Annotated in this window: 12 protein-coding genes, 2 tRNA genes and 1 pseudogene; 8 read left to right on the forward strand and 7 right to left on the reverse strand. The window is 68.0% G+C overall.

All coding sequences use genetic code 11. From position 1 onward, the window contains the following. The first annotated feature begins 4 nt into the window (after positions 1 to 4). The 3 genes from ACTWPT_RS22775 (at position 5) to ACTWPT_RS22785 (ending at position 1,571) form a co-directional block, all read left to right on the forward strand. Entirely contained in the window at positions 5 to 1,081 is a 1,077-nt protein-coding gene (locus ACTWPT_RS22775; RefSeq protein ID WP_443179445.1) for a mechanosensitive ion channel family protein, read from the forward strand. A 222-nt stretch (positions 1,082 to 1,303) separates the two neighbouring features. After that, positions 1,304 to 1,379: transfer RNA gene (locus ACTWPT_RS22780), tRNA-Pro, on the forward strand. Positions 1,380 to 1,496: 117 nt separating this feature from the next. Continuing rightward, positions 1,497 to 1,571 (forward strand) — tRNA-Leu (locus ACTWPT_RS22785). A 293-nt stretch (positions 1,572 to 1,864) separates the two neighbouring features. Here the strand turns inward: ACTWPT_RS22785 and ACTWPT_RS22790 are convergent. The 5 genes from ACTWPT_RS22790 to ACTWPT_RS22810 all read right to left on the reverse strand — a co-directional run bounded on the left by ACTWPT_RS22790 (position 1,865) and on the right by ACTWPT_RS22810 (position 8,282). Continuing rightward, positions 1,865 to 2,542 (reverse strand): transposase, encoded by a 678-nt coding sequence (locus ACTWPT_RS22790; RefSeq protein WP_443179446.1) that lies wholly within the window; start codon positions 2,540 to 2,542, stop codon positions 1,865 to 1,867. A 13-nt stretch (positions 2,543 to 2,555) separates the two neighbouring features. Further along, positions 2,556 to 4,877, reverse strand: a complete 2,322-nt coding sequence (locus ACTWPT_RS22795; protein ID WP_443179447.1) for an ATP-binding protein — start codon at positions 4,875 to 4,877, stop codon at positions 2,556 to 2,558. Between the two features lie 138 nt (positions 4,878 to 5,015). Beyond that, positions 5,016 to 5,648, reverse strand: coding sequence for a DUF3159 domain-containing protein (locus tag ACTWPT_RS22800; RefSeq protein WP_443179448.1), 633 nt, complete (start codon positions 5,646 to 5,648; stop codon positions 5,016 to 5,018). 4 nt (positions 5,649 to 5,652) lie between these two features. Beyond that, positions 5,653 to 6,834 (reverse strand): FAD-dependent oxidoreductase, encoded by a 1,182-nt coding sequence (locus ACTWPT_RS22805; protein WP_443179449.1) that lies wholly within the window; start codon positions 6,832 to 6,834, stop codon positions 5,653 to 5,655. Next, complete coding sequence (locus ACTWPT_RS22810; RefSeq protein WP_443179450.1) at positions 6,831 to 8,282, reverse strand: FAD-dependent monooxygenase; 1,452 nt, start codon at positions 8,280 to 8,282, stop codon at positions 6,831 to 6,833. Before ACTWPT_RS22810 ends, ACTWPT_RS22805 begins: the two co-directional genes overlap by 4 nt. Positions 8,283 to 8,332: 50 nt before the next feature. On the opposite strand from ACTWPT_RS22810, the gene ACTWPT_RS22815 reads away from it, so the two are divergent. Beyond that, positions 8,333 to 8,941 (forward strand): TetR/AcrR family transcriptional regulator, encoded by a 609-nt coding sequence (locus tag ACTWPT_RS22815; RefSeq protein ID WP_443179451.1) that lies wholly within the window; start codon positions 8,333 to 8,335, stop codon positions 8,939 to 8,941. On the opposite strand, the gene ACTWPT_RS22820 is transcribed toward ACTWPT_RS22815, so the two are convergent. Together ACTWPT_RS22820 and ACTWPT_RS22825 are read right to left on the reverse strand one after the other, a co-directional pair. Beyond that, positions 8,922 to 10,484, reverse strand: a complete 1,563-nt coding sequence (locus ACTWPT_RS22820; protein WP_443179452.1) for a cytochrome P450 family protein — start codon at positions 10,482 to 10,484, stop codon at positions 8,922 to 8,924. The genes ACTWPT_RS22815 and ACTWPT_RS22820 overlap by 20 nt on opposite strands. Before the next feature lie 254 nt (positions 10,485 to 10,738). Next, positions 10,739 to 10,849: pseudogene (locus tag ACTWPT_RS22825) on the reverse strand (MMPL family transporter); the annotation flags it as partial. Between the two features lie 83 nt (positions 10,850 to 10,932). On the opposite strand from ACTWPT_RS22825, the gene ACTWPT_RS22830 reads away from it, so the two are divergent. From ACTWPT_RS22830 to ACTWPT_RS22845, 4 genes are all read left to right on the forward strand, one after another. Next, the gene (locus tag ACTWPT_RS22830) at positions 10,933 to 11,238 is read left to right on the forward strand and encodes a hypothetical protein (protein ID WP_443179453.1); all 306 of its coding nucleotides are present in this window, start codon (positions 10,933 to 10,935) and stop codon (positions 11,236 to 11,238) included. 50 nt (positions 11,239 to 11,288) lie between these two features. Continuing rightward, entirely contained in the window at positions 11,289 to 13,028 is a 1,740-nt protein-coding gene (locus tag ACTWPT_RS22835; RefSeq protein WP_443179454.1) for an NAD-dependent malic enzyme, read from the forward strand. Continuing rightward, a complete protein-coding gene (locus tag ACTWPT_RS22840) occupies positions 13,025 to 14,509 on the forward strand; it encodes a class II fumarate hydratase (RefSeq protein WP_443179455.1) in 1,485 nt (494 codons plus the stop codon). The genes ACTWPT_RS22835 and ACTWPT_RS22840 overlap by 4 nt, the downstream gene beginning before the upstream one ends. Positions 14,510 to 15,075: 566 nt before the next feature. Beyond that, complete coding sequence (locus ACTWPT_RS22845) at positions 15,076 to 15,834, forward strand: class I SAM-dependent methyltransferase (RefSeq protein WP_443179456.1); 759 nt, start codon at positions 15,076 to 15,078, stop codon at positions 15,832 to 15,834. Positions 15,835 to 15,866 lie beyond the last annotated feature (32 nt).

Raw genomic sequence — 15,866 nt, forward strand, 5'->3', positions numbered from 1 at the left:
CTGCGTGCAGTCTCCGTTGGACTGGCCGATTCTCGTGATCTCGGTGATCGGGTCGATCATCCTGGTGGAGGCGGTCCGCAGGATGCTGAACAGGGTCGGGCGCAAGTTCGCGCTCGCCCGGCATCTGGTGGAGCACTGCACGTGGCCCGCGTTCGCGGTGGCCGCCGTGCTGGCGTTCAACGTGGTGTTCGGGCCCGGCATGTTCGGCGACTCGCCGTCCGAGCGGGGCCTGGCGAGCACGGTCGAGCGGGTGCTCGGCCTCGTCACCATCGCCGCGCTCACCTGGCTGATCGTGCAGGCGACGTACGCGCTGACGGACGTGGTGCTCGACCGGCTGGTGCAGGTCGAGGGCGAGCGCAACCGCCGGGCGCGGCGGATCATGACCCAGATCGCGCTGGTCCGCCGAGTCGCCGGCGCGATCATCATCATGGTCGCGGTCGGCGCGATGCTCTTCTCGTTCCCGCAGGTGCGGGCCCTCGGCGCCGGCCTGCTCGCTTCGGCCGGCATCGCCGGGGCCATCGTCGGCATCGCCGCCCAGCCCACCATCGGCAACATGCTCGCCGGGCTCCAACTGGCCTTCAGCGACGCGCTACGCCTCGACGACGTCGTCGTGGTCGAGGACGAATGGGGCAGAATCGAGGAGCTCACCCTCACGTACGTCGTCCTGCGCCTGTGGGACGAGCGCCGGCTCGTCCTGCCGGTCAGCTATTTCACCCAGACCCCGTTCGAGAACTGGACCCGGCACGGCAGCCGCGTCCTCGCCGTCGTGTTCCTGCGGGTGGACTGGTCGGTGCCGGTGAAAAAGCTCCGCGAGGCCCTGTACGAGTTCCTGCAGGGCAACCCGCTGTGGGACCAGAAAGACTGGACGCTCCAGGTCACCGACGTGCTGCCCAACGGGCTGGTCGAGCTCCGAGCCCTCATGAGCGCCGCCGACTCGCCATCCTCCTGGGACCTCAAATGCGACGTACGCGAGTTCCTGGTCGACTACGTCAGGGACAACTTCCCGGAATCACTGCCCCGCTTCCGCGTCGAAACCCCGGAGACCAGGGTCGGTCTGGCCTGGGACCACGCGGAAAAATAAATATGTGGCACCCTCGCCGATCACTGGTTTACCGTAGTAACCGTCCACCCGAGAAAAGCAAACGGGGAAGGGGGCGAGAATGCGCGACCTGAGCACCACCTGGCCACCCGCGACCCTCCCCGAGCTGCCGCCGCGCAGGCTTTCCGGATAGTCCCCGAGGATTACCAGGAAAGCCGTCTCGGCCATATCCGAGGCGGCTCTTTTCATGCACGACATTCATATCCGAGTGTGGGGTAGCTTGGTCGGCCCGCCTGCCTTGGGAGCAGGAGCATCGCAGGTTCGAATCCTGCCACTCGGACGACGGCCCTGAAAGAAAAGGGCCGCGGGCCACGGCCTGGCCGACGGGAATGGCGCCCCCCGGCCGGACCACGCCCTCGCCCCGGGCCAGGCCCACGCCAGCCAAGCCCGGGGCCCAGCCGCTCTAGCCCAATAGGCAAGAGGCGCCGTCTTCAGGAGGCGGAGGTTCAGGGTTCGAATCCCTGGAGCGGCACACAGAGGACCCCGAACCTTTTTGCGGTGCCCCTTGGAGGGCACCCAGAACAAGGGAACAGTGCGATAGTCGCGCTGACCAGGCATCTCGCGCAGAAGTCTCCAGTACGTCGCGTCAAGTAAGGGACCGTAAACTAACGGCGGAAGCTGCGCAAAGCCGGTGGCGGTGTCATCGATCTTGACATGCACGCTCAGACGCTCATCGTTTCTCCCATGCCTGCCGAGTGAGGTCGAGCGCCGACACGCGTGAATGGAAATGTCGCGCGAGGTCATGGTAGAGGCCGTCTTGCCAGCTCACCGCTGGCCTATCAGCTTTGAGAACGCCGTGCAGTACACAGGCTGAATTCCTAGGGTCTCGGTCATGCGATCAAGGAATCTTTGATCGTCAGGCCGGTCTGGGCGAGACAGCCGTTGAGCAGGTGGCCGGTATTGGATCTTCTTGAGTTTGCGTTTGATGATCCGGACGAGTCCGGGGAGGTCGGCGACGACGAAGTTGGCCATCGCCCGCCGGAGCAGAGACCAGATGCCTTCAGCCGGGTTCAGCTCCGGGGCGTAGGTTGGGAAGTGGTAGAGGCGCAGCCAGTCGGCGTTGGCCTCGGCGAACTCGGTCAGCTCCGCGGCCAGGTGGATGTTCAGGTTGTCCCAGCACCACACGAGCGGGGCATCGAGCTGCAGGTGGGCGGAGACGATCAGGTCACGGTAGTCACTCCAGGTGAAGCTCTTCGGCTCGTCTTTGCGTCCGTGATAGACGAGCAGCTTGTAGAACAGATGCGGGGGCCGGAAGCACAGCACGCCGGCCATGTTGACCCGGCCGACGCGTTTACCTCGGATGGTCACCCGCGGACGGGTGCCGCGCGGTGCCCAGGTTCGTCCTTTAGGCGGCCTCAGCCCTGACCTGCCTCGTCGCTCGAAGCAGATGTAGGCGCCCAGGTCCGCCGCGCCGGTGAGTGCCCGAACCTGCTTAAATCGCAAGCTTAAGTCATTGCTACTCGGCGGTCTTCTGCGTGCTGAACCATGCCGCGATCTGGACTCGTGAGTCGAAGCCGAGCTTGGTCAGGATGTGTTCGATGTGTCCCTCGGCGGTGCGTTGAGCGATAACGAGAGTTGCGGCGATCTCCTTGTTGCTCATCCCCCTGGCGATCAGTTCCGCGACCTCACTTTCGCGTCGGGTCAACGGCGATGGTGTCTGCTCGCGTTCGGACTCTGGCAGCGTCGTGCGGTCCTGCTCGCACAGAGCGTCATTGATCGCCGCTTGGGGAGTGAGCCTGCGACCACGCTCATAAGCCCTGGTAAAGACCGTGTCTCCCAAGGAGCTCAGCAGCGTGCTCCGGCAGCGGTCGTGCTGCTGGACGTGAGACTTCATCAGAAGGCCGGAAACGTCCACCGCTCCGGCGACATTCGCGGCGGCACCGAGGAGCCTGGCTCCTCGCTCGCAATCCCCGTCGACGGTGGCACTCCATGCGAGAAGCTCCACGTTCAGCGCTATGGTCGACCGATCATGATAAGAGCGGCTTCGTTGTAGGCTCTCCCGCGCCAGCGATGCCGCACGCGCGGTCTGGCCGCGCGTCCATATGTCCATGGCGAGCCAGGTCAGCGCCCAGACACGACACCAGCTCTCGCCATGGTCTTCGCTGCGTGCCAAACACTCCTCGGTGAGCGCATCCGCGCGTCCGGCATCGCCCAATTCATACAACGCGGAGGCCAGGACGATCGACGCCATCGTAATCCCGTACTGATCGCCGCAGGCGGCGTGTCCCTCAATCGCGTCACGGAGCAGCGGCGCCGCTTTCTCCGGGTGTCCCTCGTAGAGCACGGCCATTCCGGAAAGACCGGTGGCGTACGCGAGGCAATCGCGATCGCCGCTCTGTTCGGCCAGAATGCGGCTTTCCTCCAGCATTGGCAGGGCCGCCGAAATGTCGCGTTGCATCGTCGCAAGCCATCCGTTCACGTACAGCCCCTGCGCGCGCAGCGCGGCGGGTTCGGCCACGGCTCGCAGCAGCCGCGCCAGCCATTGGCGCCCCTCGTCGTAGAAGGAGTGGGCGAGCCAGAAGGGCTGCTGGAGCGCGATGGCCATGCGTAGACCGATCTCGGCCGCGCCCGGCTCGCGCAGGCAGAAGTCCAAAGCGGTCCGGATATTGGGATGCTCGAGCCTGAGACGGGTGAACCAGGCTGCCTGCTCGGGCCCGAACCAGTCGGCGGCCGCCTGCTCAGCGAGATGGCCGTACCAGTCTCGATGCCGGCGCAAGAACATGCGCTGCTCGTCAGGACGGCCAAGCTTGTCGTGGCAGAACTGGCGTAGCGTTTCCAGCATGCGGTAGCGGACGTGGCCAGCGTGATCTTCCCGGAGGAGGAGGGACTTGTCTATGAGGCCGTCCAGTAGGTTGGCCACGTCACGCGGCTCGATATCACCGTATCCGCACACGAACTCAACGGCATCCAGATCGAAATGCCCTGAAAAGAGGGACATCCGCTCCCAAAGCGTCCGCTCCCCAGGAGTGAGAAGCCGGTAGCTCCAATCGACCAGGGTGCGCAACGTCCGTTGCCGCGGCGGTGCTACCGCACCCGTCAACCATCGAAATCGGTCATCCAGCTGTCGCACGATGTCGCCGAGCGCGAACGAGCGCAAACGTACCGCGGCCAGTTCAATAGCCAGAGGGATGCCGTCCAACAATCTGCAGATCCGGACCACCGAATCGTGGCTGTGCTCGTCGATGACGAACTCGGGCAGGACGGCCGCCGCTCGCTGGGCGAACAGGTCGACCGCCTCGCACTGCTCAGGCCGCTCCGCCTCGGGCGAGTCCTGGTCGGGCACGGGAAGGGGGAGAAGCGTCACAGTGCTCTCACCGGGGACGCCGAGCGACTGGCGACTGGTGGCGAGGATCTGGAGCTTCGGCGCGGCGCGCAGGAGCTCGTAGGTCAAGACGGCGCAAGAGTCGATCAGGTGTTCGCAGTTGTCCATCACCAGCAAGGCGTGCTGCGGGGCGAAGAACTCGCCGAGAACGGCGATCGGCGAGCACGCCGGTCGTTCCCGGAGCCCGACGACGGCTGCCACCGTCTGGGTCATCAGCGATGGATCGGTAAGATCGGCGAGATCGACGAGCCAGACCGCGTCGAACGCTCGGTGGCGTTCGGAGGCCACCCGCTGCGCCAGCCGTGTTTTGCCCACACCTCCCATGCCGGTCAGCGTCACCAGACGCGAAGTCGACATGAGCTTCTGGACTGCGGCCATCTCATGCCGACGCCCCACGAAGCTGGTCACCTCAGCAGGAAGATTGCCAACCTGCTGTGTGAACACCGGACTGCGCATGCTCCCATCCTGCTCGGCATTGGCGAGGGAGCAGGTCAAACCAGGTGAAAGGCGAGGTCACCGTTCGACTGGACGGATGCGGCACCACAGCGACGGATCGAGTCCTGGCACCGATCCTCTGCGCGCCGTGAGGAGCGGTCACCGAGCGGCGGCCTGATCCTCGTGAGCGTGGTAGGGGCAGGTTGGCCCGTGGCAGGGCCGGGCGGTCAGGCGGCGATAGAGCCTCCAGAGAACGACCGCGGACAGAAGGTAGGTGGGTGCCTCGATGAGGACCTTGACGGCTCCCATCGCGACCGCCTGATCGTCGAGGTAGAGCCTGATCTGGTTGGCGGTGAGCGTGGCGTCCACCAGAAACCAGACGAGGTTGACGATGGTGAAGGCGCGCAACTGGATGGCGCAGCGTCGCCAGGCCAGGCCCTGCCGGGTGAGCACGCCGTACGCAAGCCCGAACGGCGGCAGCCTGAGCAAGAGCAGGATGGGCGTGGCGACGGCGAGTGTCCCGCGCATCACCAGCAGCGGCAGGAAGAAGTCGGCGGCGTTGCCTGAGGCGGTGACCAGTGCCGCCGCCGCTGCCGACACGCCGAACCCGGCGAGCGCCGCCCACGGCTTCTGGGCCTGCCGTACTCGGAAGAGGGCCACAGCGGCGGCTGCCACCAGCGCGGCCGCCAGAGAGGGAGCGATCTGCCTCGTCGTGGCGTAGGCGACGGTGAAGCCGATGACGGGCAGCGCGGTCTCGAGAACGTGGGCGCCGACCCGGCGCAGCAGATGCACGGGTTCAGCCGCGCAGCAGGAAGTCGCCCATGGCGGACACCGAAGCGTTGACCGCTTCGAACCCGTCACGACGCATTTCCTCCTCGTAGGCGGCCACCGCATCGAGCAGCGGCTGTCCGCCGGCCAGGTGGCGGCACAGGCGCGCGGCGTCCTGCAGGGCGGTGTTGGCGCCCGAGCCGCGGTTGGGCGGCATGGCGTGGATGGCGTCGCCCAGCAGGGTGACGGCGGTGGGCTGCCACGGGTCGACCGGCATCGAGGCGCCGAGCGGCAGGCAGAGCGTCTGCTCCGGCCAGGCCTGCTCGACGACCAGCCGCAACGTCGGATGAGCCGGCTCGACCAGCTCGCGCGCGAGCTCCCAGAGCCGCCTGGCGCCGATGGTCTGGAATCCCGTCCCGAGCCTGTCGCTGGGCGGGATCAGCGCCCACATCAGGAAGTCGGCGGTTTCGCCCGGGTCCAGTTCTGGCAGCAGCCGCGCGGCGGCGCGCGGTGGCGGCTCGCTGAACTGCATGGCCGCCAGGATCATGCCGAGGTCGTCCAGCTCGGTGATGGTGAAGTTGCTTCCGATCAGATCGATGATCCCGGTGCTAGTGATCTCCGTGGTGATCGGGGTCTTGCCTCCGAGCCAGCGCGCCCCCGTGTCGATCACCTCGGCGTGCGGCAGGAGCTGGCGGCGTATGGCGGAGCCGATGCCGTCGGCTCCGACCAGGAGATCTCCGTCGGCGTGGGCGCCGTCGGCGAAGTACGCGCGTACACCCTGGCTCAGGTACTCGAACCGGACGAGCTCCCGGCCGAAGTGCACGCGGTCCTCCTGGCCGTTCAGCAGGATGCGCCTCAGTAGCTGACGGCTCACCGGGTGGCCGGGCCGCACGGCGTCGGGCCTGCCCTGTCCGCCGTCGAAGGAGTTGGTGGCCAGCAGCTCCAGGCGGCCGTTCACGTCGCCGATCACCTTGAGTGCTCGGCTGTCGCGCCCCAGGGTCGCCTCGAACAGTTCGGCATGGGCCGGGGGCAGGCAGGCGTGCAAGGCCTGCTTTCCCCTGTCGTCGATGTGGAAGCGGGCTCCCTGGGCGCGGCTGTCCGGTGCCGGGTCCCGTTCGTAAACGGCCGCGTCGATCCCGGCTCGGCGTAGCCCGTGGGCGAGCGTGAGTCCGCCGAGTCCGGCTCCGGCGATGATGACGCGCAAGGTCACGGCTGATCTCCTCTGTTCAGGATCTGGTTGAGTACGGTTTCGAGGTCGTGTTCTGGTGATGCCGTCCGCGCGCGCCAGGCGATGATGCCATCGGGACGGACGAGTACGGCCCCGCTCGCGCTCACGCCGAGGGCCTCGGCCCACGACGGCTCCAGTGCGGTGAGGGGGATGTCGGTGCTGGTCCAGCCGGGGCCGGCCAGGCAGACGAAGTCCCGGCCGAACAGGTCGAGCCCCAGGTAGGGCACGCGGGTGCCTGGCAGTCCTGCGGACTCCAGGGGGTCGGCGAAGGTCTGTTCGCCTTCCGGGACCACTGCCGAGGACCGGTACACCGCACCGAATTCCAGGGTGAGCCGGTCGGGCAGATCCTCCGACGGTGGGATCACGCTGATCCGGGTGAGCGCGTCGGTGAGCGCGAGGCTCGCGAGCGGGCGGCGCTCGGTGTCGTAGCTGTCGAGCAGCCCGGGACCGGCCCTGCCGCTGAGTATCAGAGCCAGCTTCCAGGCGAGATTCTGCGCGTCCTGAAGCACGCTGCCGCCGTGCATGCCGGGTGTGGGTGGCAGCGAGCAGGCGGCATCGCCGATGAGCGCGACCCTGCCGCGCGTGAACCGCTCAGCGGTGAGCAGGGTGATCGGCAAGCTGAAGATGCCGTTGATCTCGACTTTCAGGTCCGGCAGGCCTGCCGCTGCGCGGGCGAGTTCGACCAGGTCCTCGCCGTCGTCGGGGGAGTCGTCGGCCGGGCGAGGGCGCAGCAGCACCCACGAGTCGGGCCCGGACTCCTTCAGCAGGGTGCCGCCCACCCCATCGAGCTGCACGCCGGCGAAGTGCCGCCCGCGGATGGCCTCGCTGAGATCCGCGCGGAAGGCCACGCCGTACAGCTGAGCGATGGTGCCCGGACCTTCGGCCTCGATCAGGGCGCGCTCGCGGACGAGGCTGTGCGGGCCGTCGGCGCCGACCACGTATGAGGCCCGCACGGTCGTCTCGCCCCCCGGCCGGCGCACGTCGGCGACGAGCCCGTCAGTCTCCTCCCGCAGGCCGGTCAGCTCGGAGCCGGTCCAGATCTCCGCGCCCAGCACGCAGGCGCGCTCGCGCAGCAGCTCACGCAGCCACGCGTGGTTGCAGCAAACGGGCTCGAGCGGGCTCAGCTGCGGCGGCACGGCCACCCACGGCTGCGGCGCCCGCCCGAGTTCGGCGCCGGCCAGGGTGTCGGCCTGCAGCATGTCGCCGAGTTCATCGGGGTGGAATCCGGCCGCGCGGACCGGTTCCTCTAAGCCGAGGGTGCGCAGCAGTTCCATGGCGCGCACGCTGAGCCGTTCGTTGCGCGAGGTGGGTGGCAGTTCGGTCCGGCGTTCGACGATCAAACAGGGCACGCCATAGTGGCCGAGGAGGGTGGCTACGGCCAAGCCGCTGAGCCCTCCACCGACCACCAGGACGTGGACACTGCGGTCCATGGGTCCTCCGTCTCGGATAAGTTCGACATGCGGTGAAGTAAACTGACGCCGTGAACGACACGGCTGGCGAGCAGGGGCGCCGCGGCCGCTGGCGCACCGGCGCGGCCAACCGGCAGCGGATCGTCGAGGCCGCGGCGGCGCGGTTCGGCGCCGAGGGGTTCCAGCGGGCCACCATCAGGGCGATCGCCGTCGACGCCGGTGTCGACCCGGCGATGATCCACTACTTTTTCGGCAGCAAGCAGGGTCTCTATGAGGCCGTGCTGAACAGGTACAGCCCGCAGCGCGATCCGGTGGGTGAGCTGCTGTCGGAGGGGGTGGAGCACTTCGGGGAAAGGCTGGTGCGCCGGTTCCTCGAAGTCACCGAGGGAGGCGACGCCGCAGACGGGGTGGGCGCCCTGACCCGGCTGGCCGTCACCGATCGGGAGCCCGCGGCCAAGCTGCGCGAGTTCATCGAGAACGAGTTCGCCGGCTCGCTCGCCAAGCACCTCGACCTGCCGGACGCGCATCTGCGGGCCAGTTTGATCGGTGCCCAGCTCGCCGGCCTGGCCGTGGCCCGCCACCTGCTGGGCGTGGAGCCCTTGGCCTCGGCGTCCACGGAAACGCTCGTCACGCTGATGGCGCCGGTCATCCAGCGGCTGATCACCGAGCCGCTGGGGTGAACCTCACGGGCAGTTCGGCCAGGCCGCGGAACAGGATGGCCGTCCCCGGCCGCTGACGCAGCTGCTCGGGCGGGCAGGCCAGCGCGAGGTCCGGGAAGCGGTCCAGCAGGCCGCGGAAGGCGATCTCCGCCTCCATCCTGGCCAGCGGCGCGCCCAGGCAGAAATGCAGCCCGTGGCCGAAAGCGACATGGGCGTTGTCCTCGCGCCGGATGTCGAAACGGTCAGGCTCGGGGAAGCGCCCGGGGTCCCGGTCGGCGGCGGCCAGAGCCACCGTCACCTGGCTCCCCGCCGGAATGGTCACCCCGCCGATCTGGATGTCCTCCACCGCCGTCCGCCCTGTTCCCTGCTCGACGGGGCCGTCGTAGCGCAGCATCTCCTCGATCGCGGAAGGCAGCAGGTCCGGCTGGGCGCGCAGAAGGGCGAGCTGGTCGGGGTGGCGCAGAAGCGCCGCCATGCCGTTGCCGATCAGGTTGACCGTCGTCTCGTGGCCGGCGACGAGCAGCAGATTCAGCATGCCCACCAGCTCCCGCCCGCTCAGGACGCCGTCCTCGTCGTCCGCAGCCGCCACCAGCGCGCTGGCCAGGTCGGGCTGCTCGTCCCTCGGCACGCCGGGCCGCAGATCGCCGCGCTTGCGCTCGATCAGGGCGGCGAGGTAGGCGTTGATGGCCTCGATGCCCTTCAAGCGCCTGGCACGCAGGTCCTCCTCCAGCGGCAGCAGCAACATGGCGGCGGTCCAGGACCTGAAGTCGGCCCTGTCCTCCTCCGGCACGCCGATCAGCTCGCTGATCACCGTGATCGGCAGCGGGTAGGCGAACGCGTCGATCAGGTCTGCCTGTCCCAGCGGTGCCATCCGGTCGAGCAGATCGTCGGTGATGTGCTGCACCCTGGGTCGCAGCGCCTCGATGCGGCGCGGGGTGAACCCCTTGCTCACCAGGCGGCGCAACCTCGTGTGGTCAGGCGGGTCGCTGTTGAGCATGTTCGTTCCGGTCGGCCCCTCGTCGGCGGTGACGATGCCCAGCTCGCGCAGCCACTGGGGGGCATACCGGGGGTGCTTGGAGATGCGCGAGTCGTTCAGCAGGGCCCTGGACTCGCCGTACCCGGTGACCATCCAGACCTGAGCGCCCAGCGGGCCTTCGACGCTGCGGACGGGACCCTCCTGGCGCATGCGGGCGTACAGGGGGTACGGGTCGGCCCGTTCCTCCGGGCTGATCAAGGTGGGCTCGGACGGGGCCGGCGGTGGCCGCTCCTGTGTCGTGCGGACCGCGCTGGCCGGAAAGCTTCCGAGCAATCCGGCCTTGACCTTGCCCGTCCACTGATCGCCGTCGATGACACCGGTGAAGCGCAGGTTCATCCCCATGATCGCCCTGCGCACCAGCCAGCCCGCCTCGTTGCCGCGCACCGAGCCCTCGGCGATCTCCCAGGAGCCCTGCGCGCCGGTCATCGTCCCTGTCAGCTGTTCGCCGTGCGAGGTGAACGTCGCGGAGAAGCTCTGCGCGCCCCTCGGAGACTCCGCGGTGAACGCCCACGTGCCGTCGATGCTCATGATCTGCTCCCTGATTCCGGAAAAAACTTCATCCCCTGGGGAAGAAATGTAGGCGATCAGGGCCATTACTTCAACACAAAATGAAGTAATGCGGCTCCTCGCGCCCGGAGGACGGTGAAGGAGTGTGGCAGCAGGTCGCACTCGATCAGCTGGCCGGATTCCGTCCGGGGAGCGGTGGGAGCAGGGCGAACGGCGTGGGTCGCCCGCGTGGTGGGTTAGCAGATCCGGTTACGTGAGGCAGACGGCCGCCAGGCGATGCCCATGGCGATCCGCGGCTGCTGGTGCCGGCGAAGCTCCGCGCGGTATCTCGCGACGAGCAGCAGCGCGTAGTCGGTCGCCACCCCGAACACCAGGATGATCAGGATCGCCGAGTAACGGTAAGGCCGGGGGCGTCGGCGGCGGGCGCGCGTTCCCGCAGGAGTTGAAGCAGGATCCGAGGCCACTGCAGTTGGACACGCTGCTGGCCGAGATCGTCAAGCTGGAGCGGGTGAAGACGATCGGCTTGCCGGACGGCCTGTTCGAGGGGGTGTCGGAGAAGATCGTGGCCGGGTCGCGAGCCCGCGCGATGAAGATGTACCGCTCCGACTTCGAGGCCCCTGGATCGGGTGAAGCTCACTCACCGGGGACGGCTCCACATCCCAGACCGTCGAGCGCAGCAGGTCGTCGTCTCCGGCATCCTCCATGCTCACCCACGGCAACCCATGCGCTTATGGCGATACGCGCCTTTTATCGCATATTGGGCTATATGGGCTGAGCGAGGGGCACGAACTGGGCATCGACAGCACACTCAATCTCACGGGGGCGATGATGTCCTATGCCAGCCGTTCCACCAGTTCACGCCGTGGTTTCACCGAAGAGGACGACGGAAGTTACGTCACGGCCGTGCGCGGGCTCGGCCTGCTCCAGGAGCCGCTGCTGAACAAGGGGACCGCCTTCACCCGGCAGGAACGCGCCGAGCTCGACCTCGACGGTCTGATCCCGCCCGCGGTGGAGACGATCGACGAGCAGGCGCGGCGGGCCTACGCGCAATACCGTGCCCAGCCCACGGACCTGCTCAAGAACGTCTTCCTGGAAGGGCTGCGGGACCGCAACGAGGTCCTGTACTACCGACTGCTCAGTGACCACCTCCGCGAGATGCTGCCGATCGTGTACGACCCCACGGTGGCCGAGGCGATCAAGGGCTACAGCCACGAGTACCGCCGACCGCGCGGACTCTATCTGTCCGTGAACGACCCTGACGGGATCGCCAAGGCGTTCGAGGACCTAGGTATGGGACCGGATGACGTCGACCTGATCGTGGCGTCCGACGCCGAGGAGATCCTCGGCATCGGCGACTGGGGCGTCGGCGGCGGGGCGGGCATCGCCGCAGGCAAGCTGGCCGTCTACACCGCCGCCGCGGGCATCGACCCGGGCCGCGTCATCCCGGTCGCGCTGGACGTCGGCACCGACAACGAGGCCCTGCTCAACGACCCCGCCTATGTCGGCAACCGGCACGCCCGCGTACGCGGCGACCGTTACGACGCCTTCATCGACGCCTACGTCACCACGGCCACCCGCATGTTCCCCGGCGTCATGCTGCACTGGGAGGACTTCGGCCCCTCCAACGCACGCCGGATCCTGGACCGTTACAGGAACAAGATCCCCACGTTCAACGACGACATGCAGGGCACCGGCGCGATCGTTCTGGCCGCCATGCTCAGCGCGCTCAGGGTGTCCGGAACGGCCATGCGGGACCAGCGGATCGTCGTGTTCGGCGCGGGCACGGCCGGCTGCGGCATCGCCGACCAGCTGCGGGATGCCATGGTCCGCGACGGCCTCGATCGCGACACCGCCACCCGCCGCATCTGGACGATCGACAAGCAGGGCCTCCTCATCGACGACATGACGGACCTCCGCGACTTCCAGCGGCCCTACGCGCGCCCGGCCGCCGAAGTGGACGGCTGGAGCCGCGGCGAGGACGGTGTCGGGCTGCACGAGGTCGTCGAGCGGGTCAAGCCCACCATGCTGCTGGGCACCTCGACCATGCACGGCGCCTTCACCGAGGACGTCGTCCGCGCGATGGCCTCTGACGGGGGTCGACCCATCATCTTCCCGATCTCCAACCCCACCGAGCGGATCGAGGCGATGCCGGCCGACCTGCTCCGTTGGACGGACGGCCGTGCCCTGATCGCCACGGGCATCCCGGTCGACCCGATCACGTACAACGGTGTCACGTACACCATCGGCCAGGCCAACAACGCGATGTTGTACCCCGGCATCGGGCTCGGCGTGGTCGTGTCCAAGGCGCGCCAGGTCAGCGACGGCATGTTGGAGGCTGCCGCTGACGCCGTCGCCGGGCTCGTGGACCCATCGCTGCCGGGCGCGTCGCTGCTGCCCCAGGTGGACAACCTCAGAGAGGTCTCGGCGACCGTCGCCGTGGCCGTCGCTGAGCAAGCCGCCACCGAGGGCCTGGCCCGCACTGAGATCCACAACGCGGTGGAACAGATCCGCCAGGCGATGTGGCAGCCCACCTACCACCCGATCAAGGCCATGGAGCAGCGATGACCAAGACCGGATCCCCACCGGCGATCAGGGACGTCCCGATCGGGCTGGACGAGCGCGGCACACGCGCCGAGAGCGACTCCCTTGGGGAGCTCCAGGTACCTGCGCACCATTACTGGGGCGCGCAGACCCAGCGGTCACTGATCCACTTCAACATCGGCGACGACCGCATGCCCAAGGCCGTCTACCACGCGTACGGCTACATCAAGAAGGCCGCCGCGATGGTCAACGCCCGCGCCGGACGGCTGCCCCAGTGGAAGGCCGACCTGATCTGCCGGGTGGCCGACGAGGTGATCGCCGGCGACCTCGACTCAGAGTTCCCGCTGTATGTCTGGCAGACCGGCTCGGGCACCCAATCCAACATGAACGTCAACGAGGTGATCTCCAACCGGGCGATCCAGCTCGTCGGCGGCAGGCTGGGCGCCAAAGAGCCCATCCACCCCAACGACCATGTCAACATGGGGCAGTCCTCCAACGACACCTTCATCACCGCCATGCATCTGGCCGCCCTGCTCGCCATCGACGGCCACTTGCTGCCCGCGGCGTCCCGTCTGCGGGAGGCCGCCGACCGCAACAGCCGCCGCTGGGAGCACGTCGTCAAGATCGGCCGCACCCACCTGGAGGACGCCACCCCTCTCACCGTGGGCCAGGAATGGTCGGGCTATGCCGCCCAACTGCAGGACGCGATCGAGCACCTGACCGCCACGCGGTCCGGCCTCTACCGTCTGGCGATCGGCGGCACGGCGGTCGGCACCGGTCTGAACGCGCCCCCCGGCTTCGCCGATGAGGTCGCCGCGAAACTCGCCGAGCTCACCGGTCACCCGTTCGTCAGCGCCGCCAACAAGTTCGCCGCCCAGGCGTCGTGCGACGCCCTCGTACGCGTCTCGTCGGCAGTGCGCGCGCTGGCGGTGACGCTGTTCAAGTTCGCCAACGACATGCGCTGGCTCGGGTCGGGGCCGCGGACGGGCCTGCACGAGCTGCGGTTGCCGTCCAACGAGCCCGGCTCCTCGATCATGCCGGGCAAGGTGAACCCCACCCAGGCCGAGGCGATGCTCATGGTGGCCCTGCAGGTGATGGGCGACGACACCGCGGTCTCCCTGGCCGGGGCCGAGGGCAACTTCGAGCTCAACGCGTTCCGGCCGATCATCATCAACAACGTCCTGCACTCTGTCCGCATCCTGACCGACATGATGGACCACTTCCGCGTGTACCTCGTTGAGGGCGTGCAGCTCGACGAGGAGACTCTGAAGCGCAACATCGAGCGCTCCATCATGATGGTGACCGCGCTGAGCCCGGTGATCGGCTACGACCGTGCCGCCCGCATCGCCCACCACGCACTCGATGAGAACCTGACCCTCAAACAGGCCGCACTCGACGCGGGTATCAGTGAGACGCTCTTCGACCAGGTGGTCGACCCCGAACGCCTCACGCGCCCCGGCGCGGCCGACGCCGCCTCCGGCACGCCCGCCGTACGGAGGAAATGACGTGGCCGCCGCCGGCGTGGATCCTCCCATGGCAACTGAGCCGGCGGACCCGGCTTCTGTTCTGCGGTCGCACGAAGGGAGACGATCACGTGCGGCGTATCCACCTGAGGACGGGAAACTGGTTCCGTTCGTGGGAACTGACCACACATGCTCGTGAGTCTTTACCGCACTGGGCGGTCGGAAGCATGATCGATGTTCGCGAGAAGTGGCCGCGCTTGGTGGCTGCGGGTCTGCGGCCTCGTCAACGGGCTGTCCCGTCTGTGAGAAGTCGGCCCTGCTCAGCGAGTCCGGCCCTCTGATCATTTCAGTGCAAGTGGACCAGCCTGGTGACACATCCGGGTGCCGGACGGAACTTCCGGACGGGGCCCCGGGGCAGGTTCCGCTTGTGCGACAGGTTGCGACGGATCCGGCCGCGACCCTAGACCTGGCTGGTCATCGCGGCGCAGGCACGCCCGACCGCCATGCCCGACTTGCGGCATGGCGCGACTCCGCATATCGTGCCGATGTATCAACTCGATATATCGGGCCGACGGTTTGCCGTAGCCCGGTTGACGCGGGAGCTGCCGATGAGGCGGATCGACTACGACACGGAGCAGTACCAGAACTACGCGCGTGGCCGTGCGCTCACCGAGCGGCAGCTGCAGACGTGGATCAGCGCCTTCGGAGCCCTGCTGCCCGAGCGGCGCCCGCTGGCCGGGTTGGACGTCGGCTCAGGGACGGGCAGGTTCACCCCCGCGCTGGCGCGAGCGTTCGGGCCGGTGATCGGCGTCGAGCCGTCGGTCCGCATGCGCGAGATGGCGCAGGCGCAGTCCCTGCATCCTGGTGTGCGGTATCTGGCAGGCTCCGCCGAGGACATGCCAGTGCCGTCCGGCAGCGCCGACTACGCTCTTATGTTCTTGTCCTGGCACCATGTCCAGGACAAGCCGCGGGCGGCCCGGGAGCTGGCCAGGGTGCTCAGGCCCGCCGGGCGGCTGCTACTGCGCGGAAATTTCAGCGACCACCATCCCAGGCCGTGGTGGCTGGAGCACTTCCCCCGCGGCCTTGAGGTGGACGCCTCGCTGTTTCAGCCGCTGCATGAGGTCATCGCGACGTTCACGTCGGCCGGCTGGCGCGTTGCCGGCTTCGGCACGGTTACCGAGCCGTCCTCCGGCACCCGCGGTGACATGCTCCAACGGCTGCGCCTGCGCACCCTTTCGTTCTTCGCTCACCTCAGTCCCGACGAGCTGGAGGCCGGCTTCCGCCGCCTGGAGCAGGCTGTTGCCGCAGATCCCGACGCACCGGCGCCTGTGTTTTCTGAGCCGCTGCTCACGCTCGAACGGTGCTAGTAATGCCAACGGCGCCTCGTTGACCTGCGTTG

Origin of the sequence: Nonomuraea sp. 3N208 (assembly GCF_052245935.1) — a bacterium.
Taxonomy (GTDB): domain Bacteria; phylum Actinomycetota; class Actinomycetes; order Streptosporangiales; family Streptosporangiaceae; genus Nonomuraea.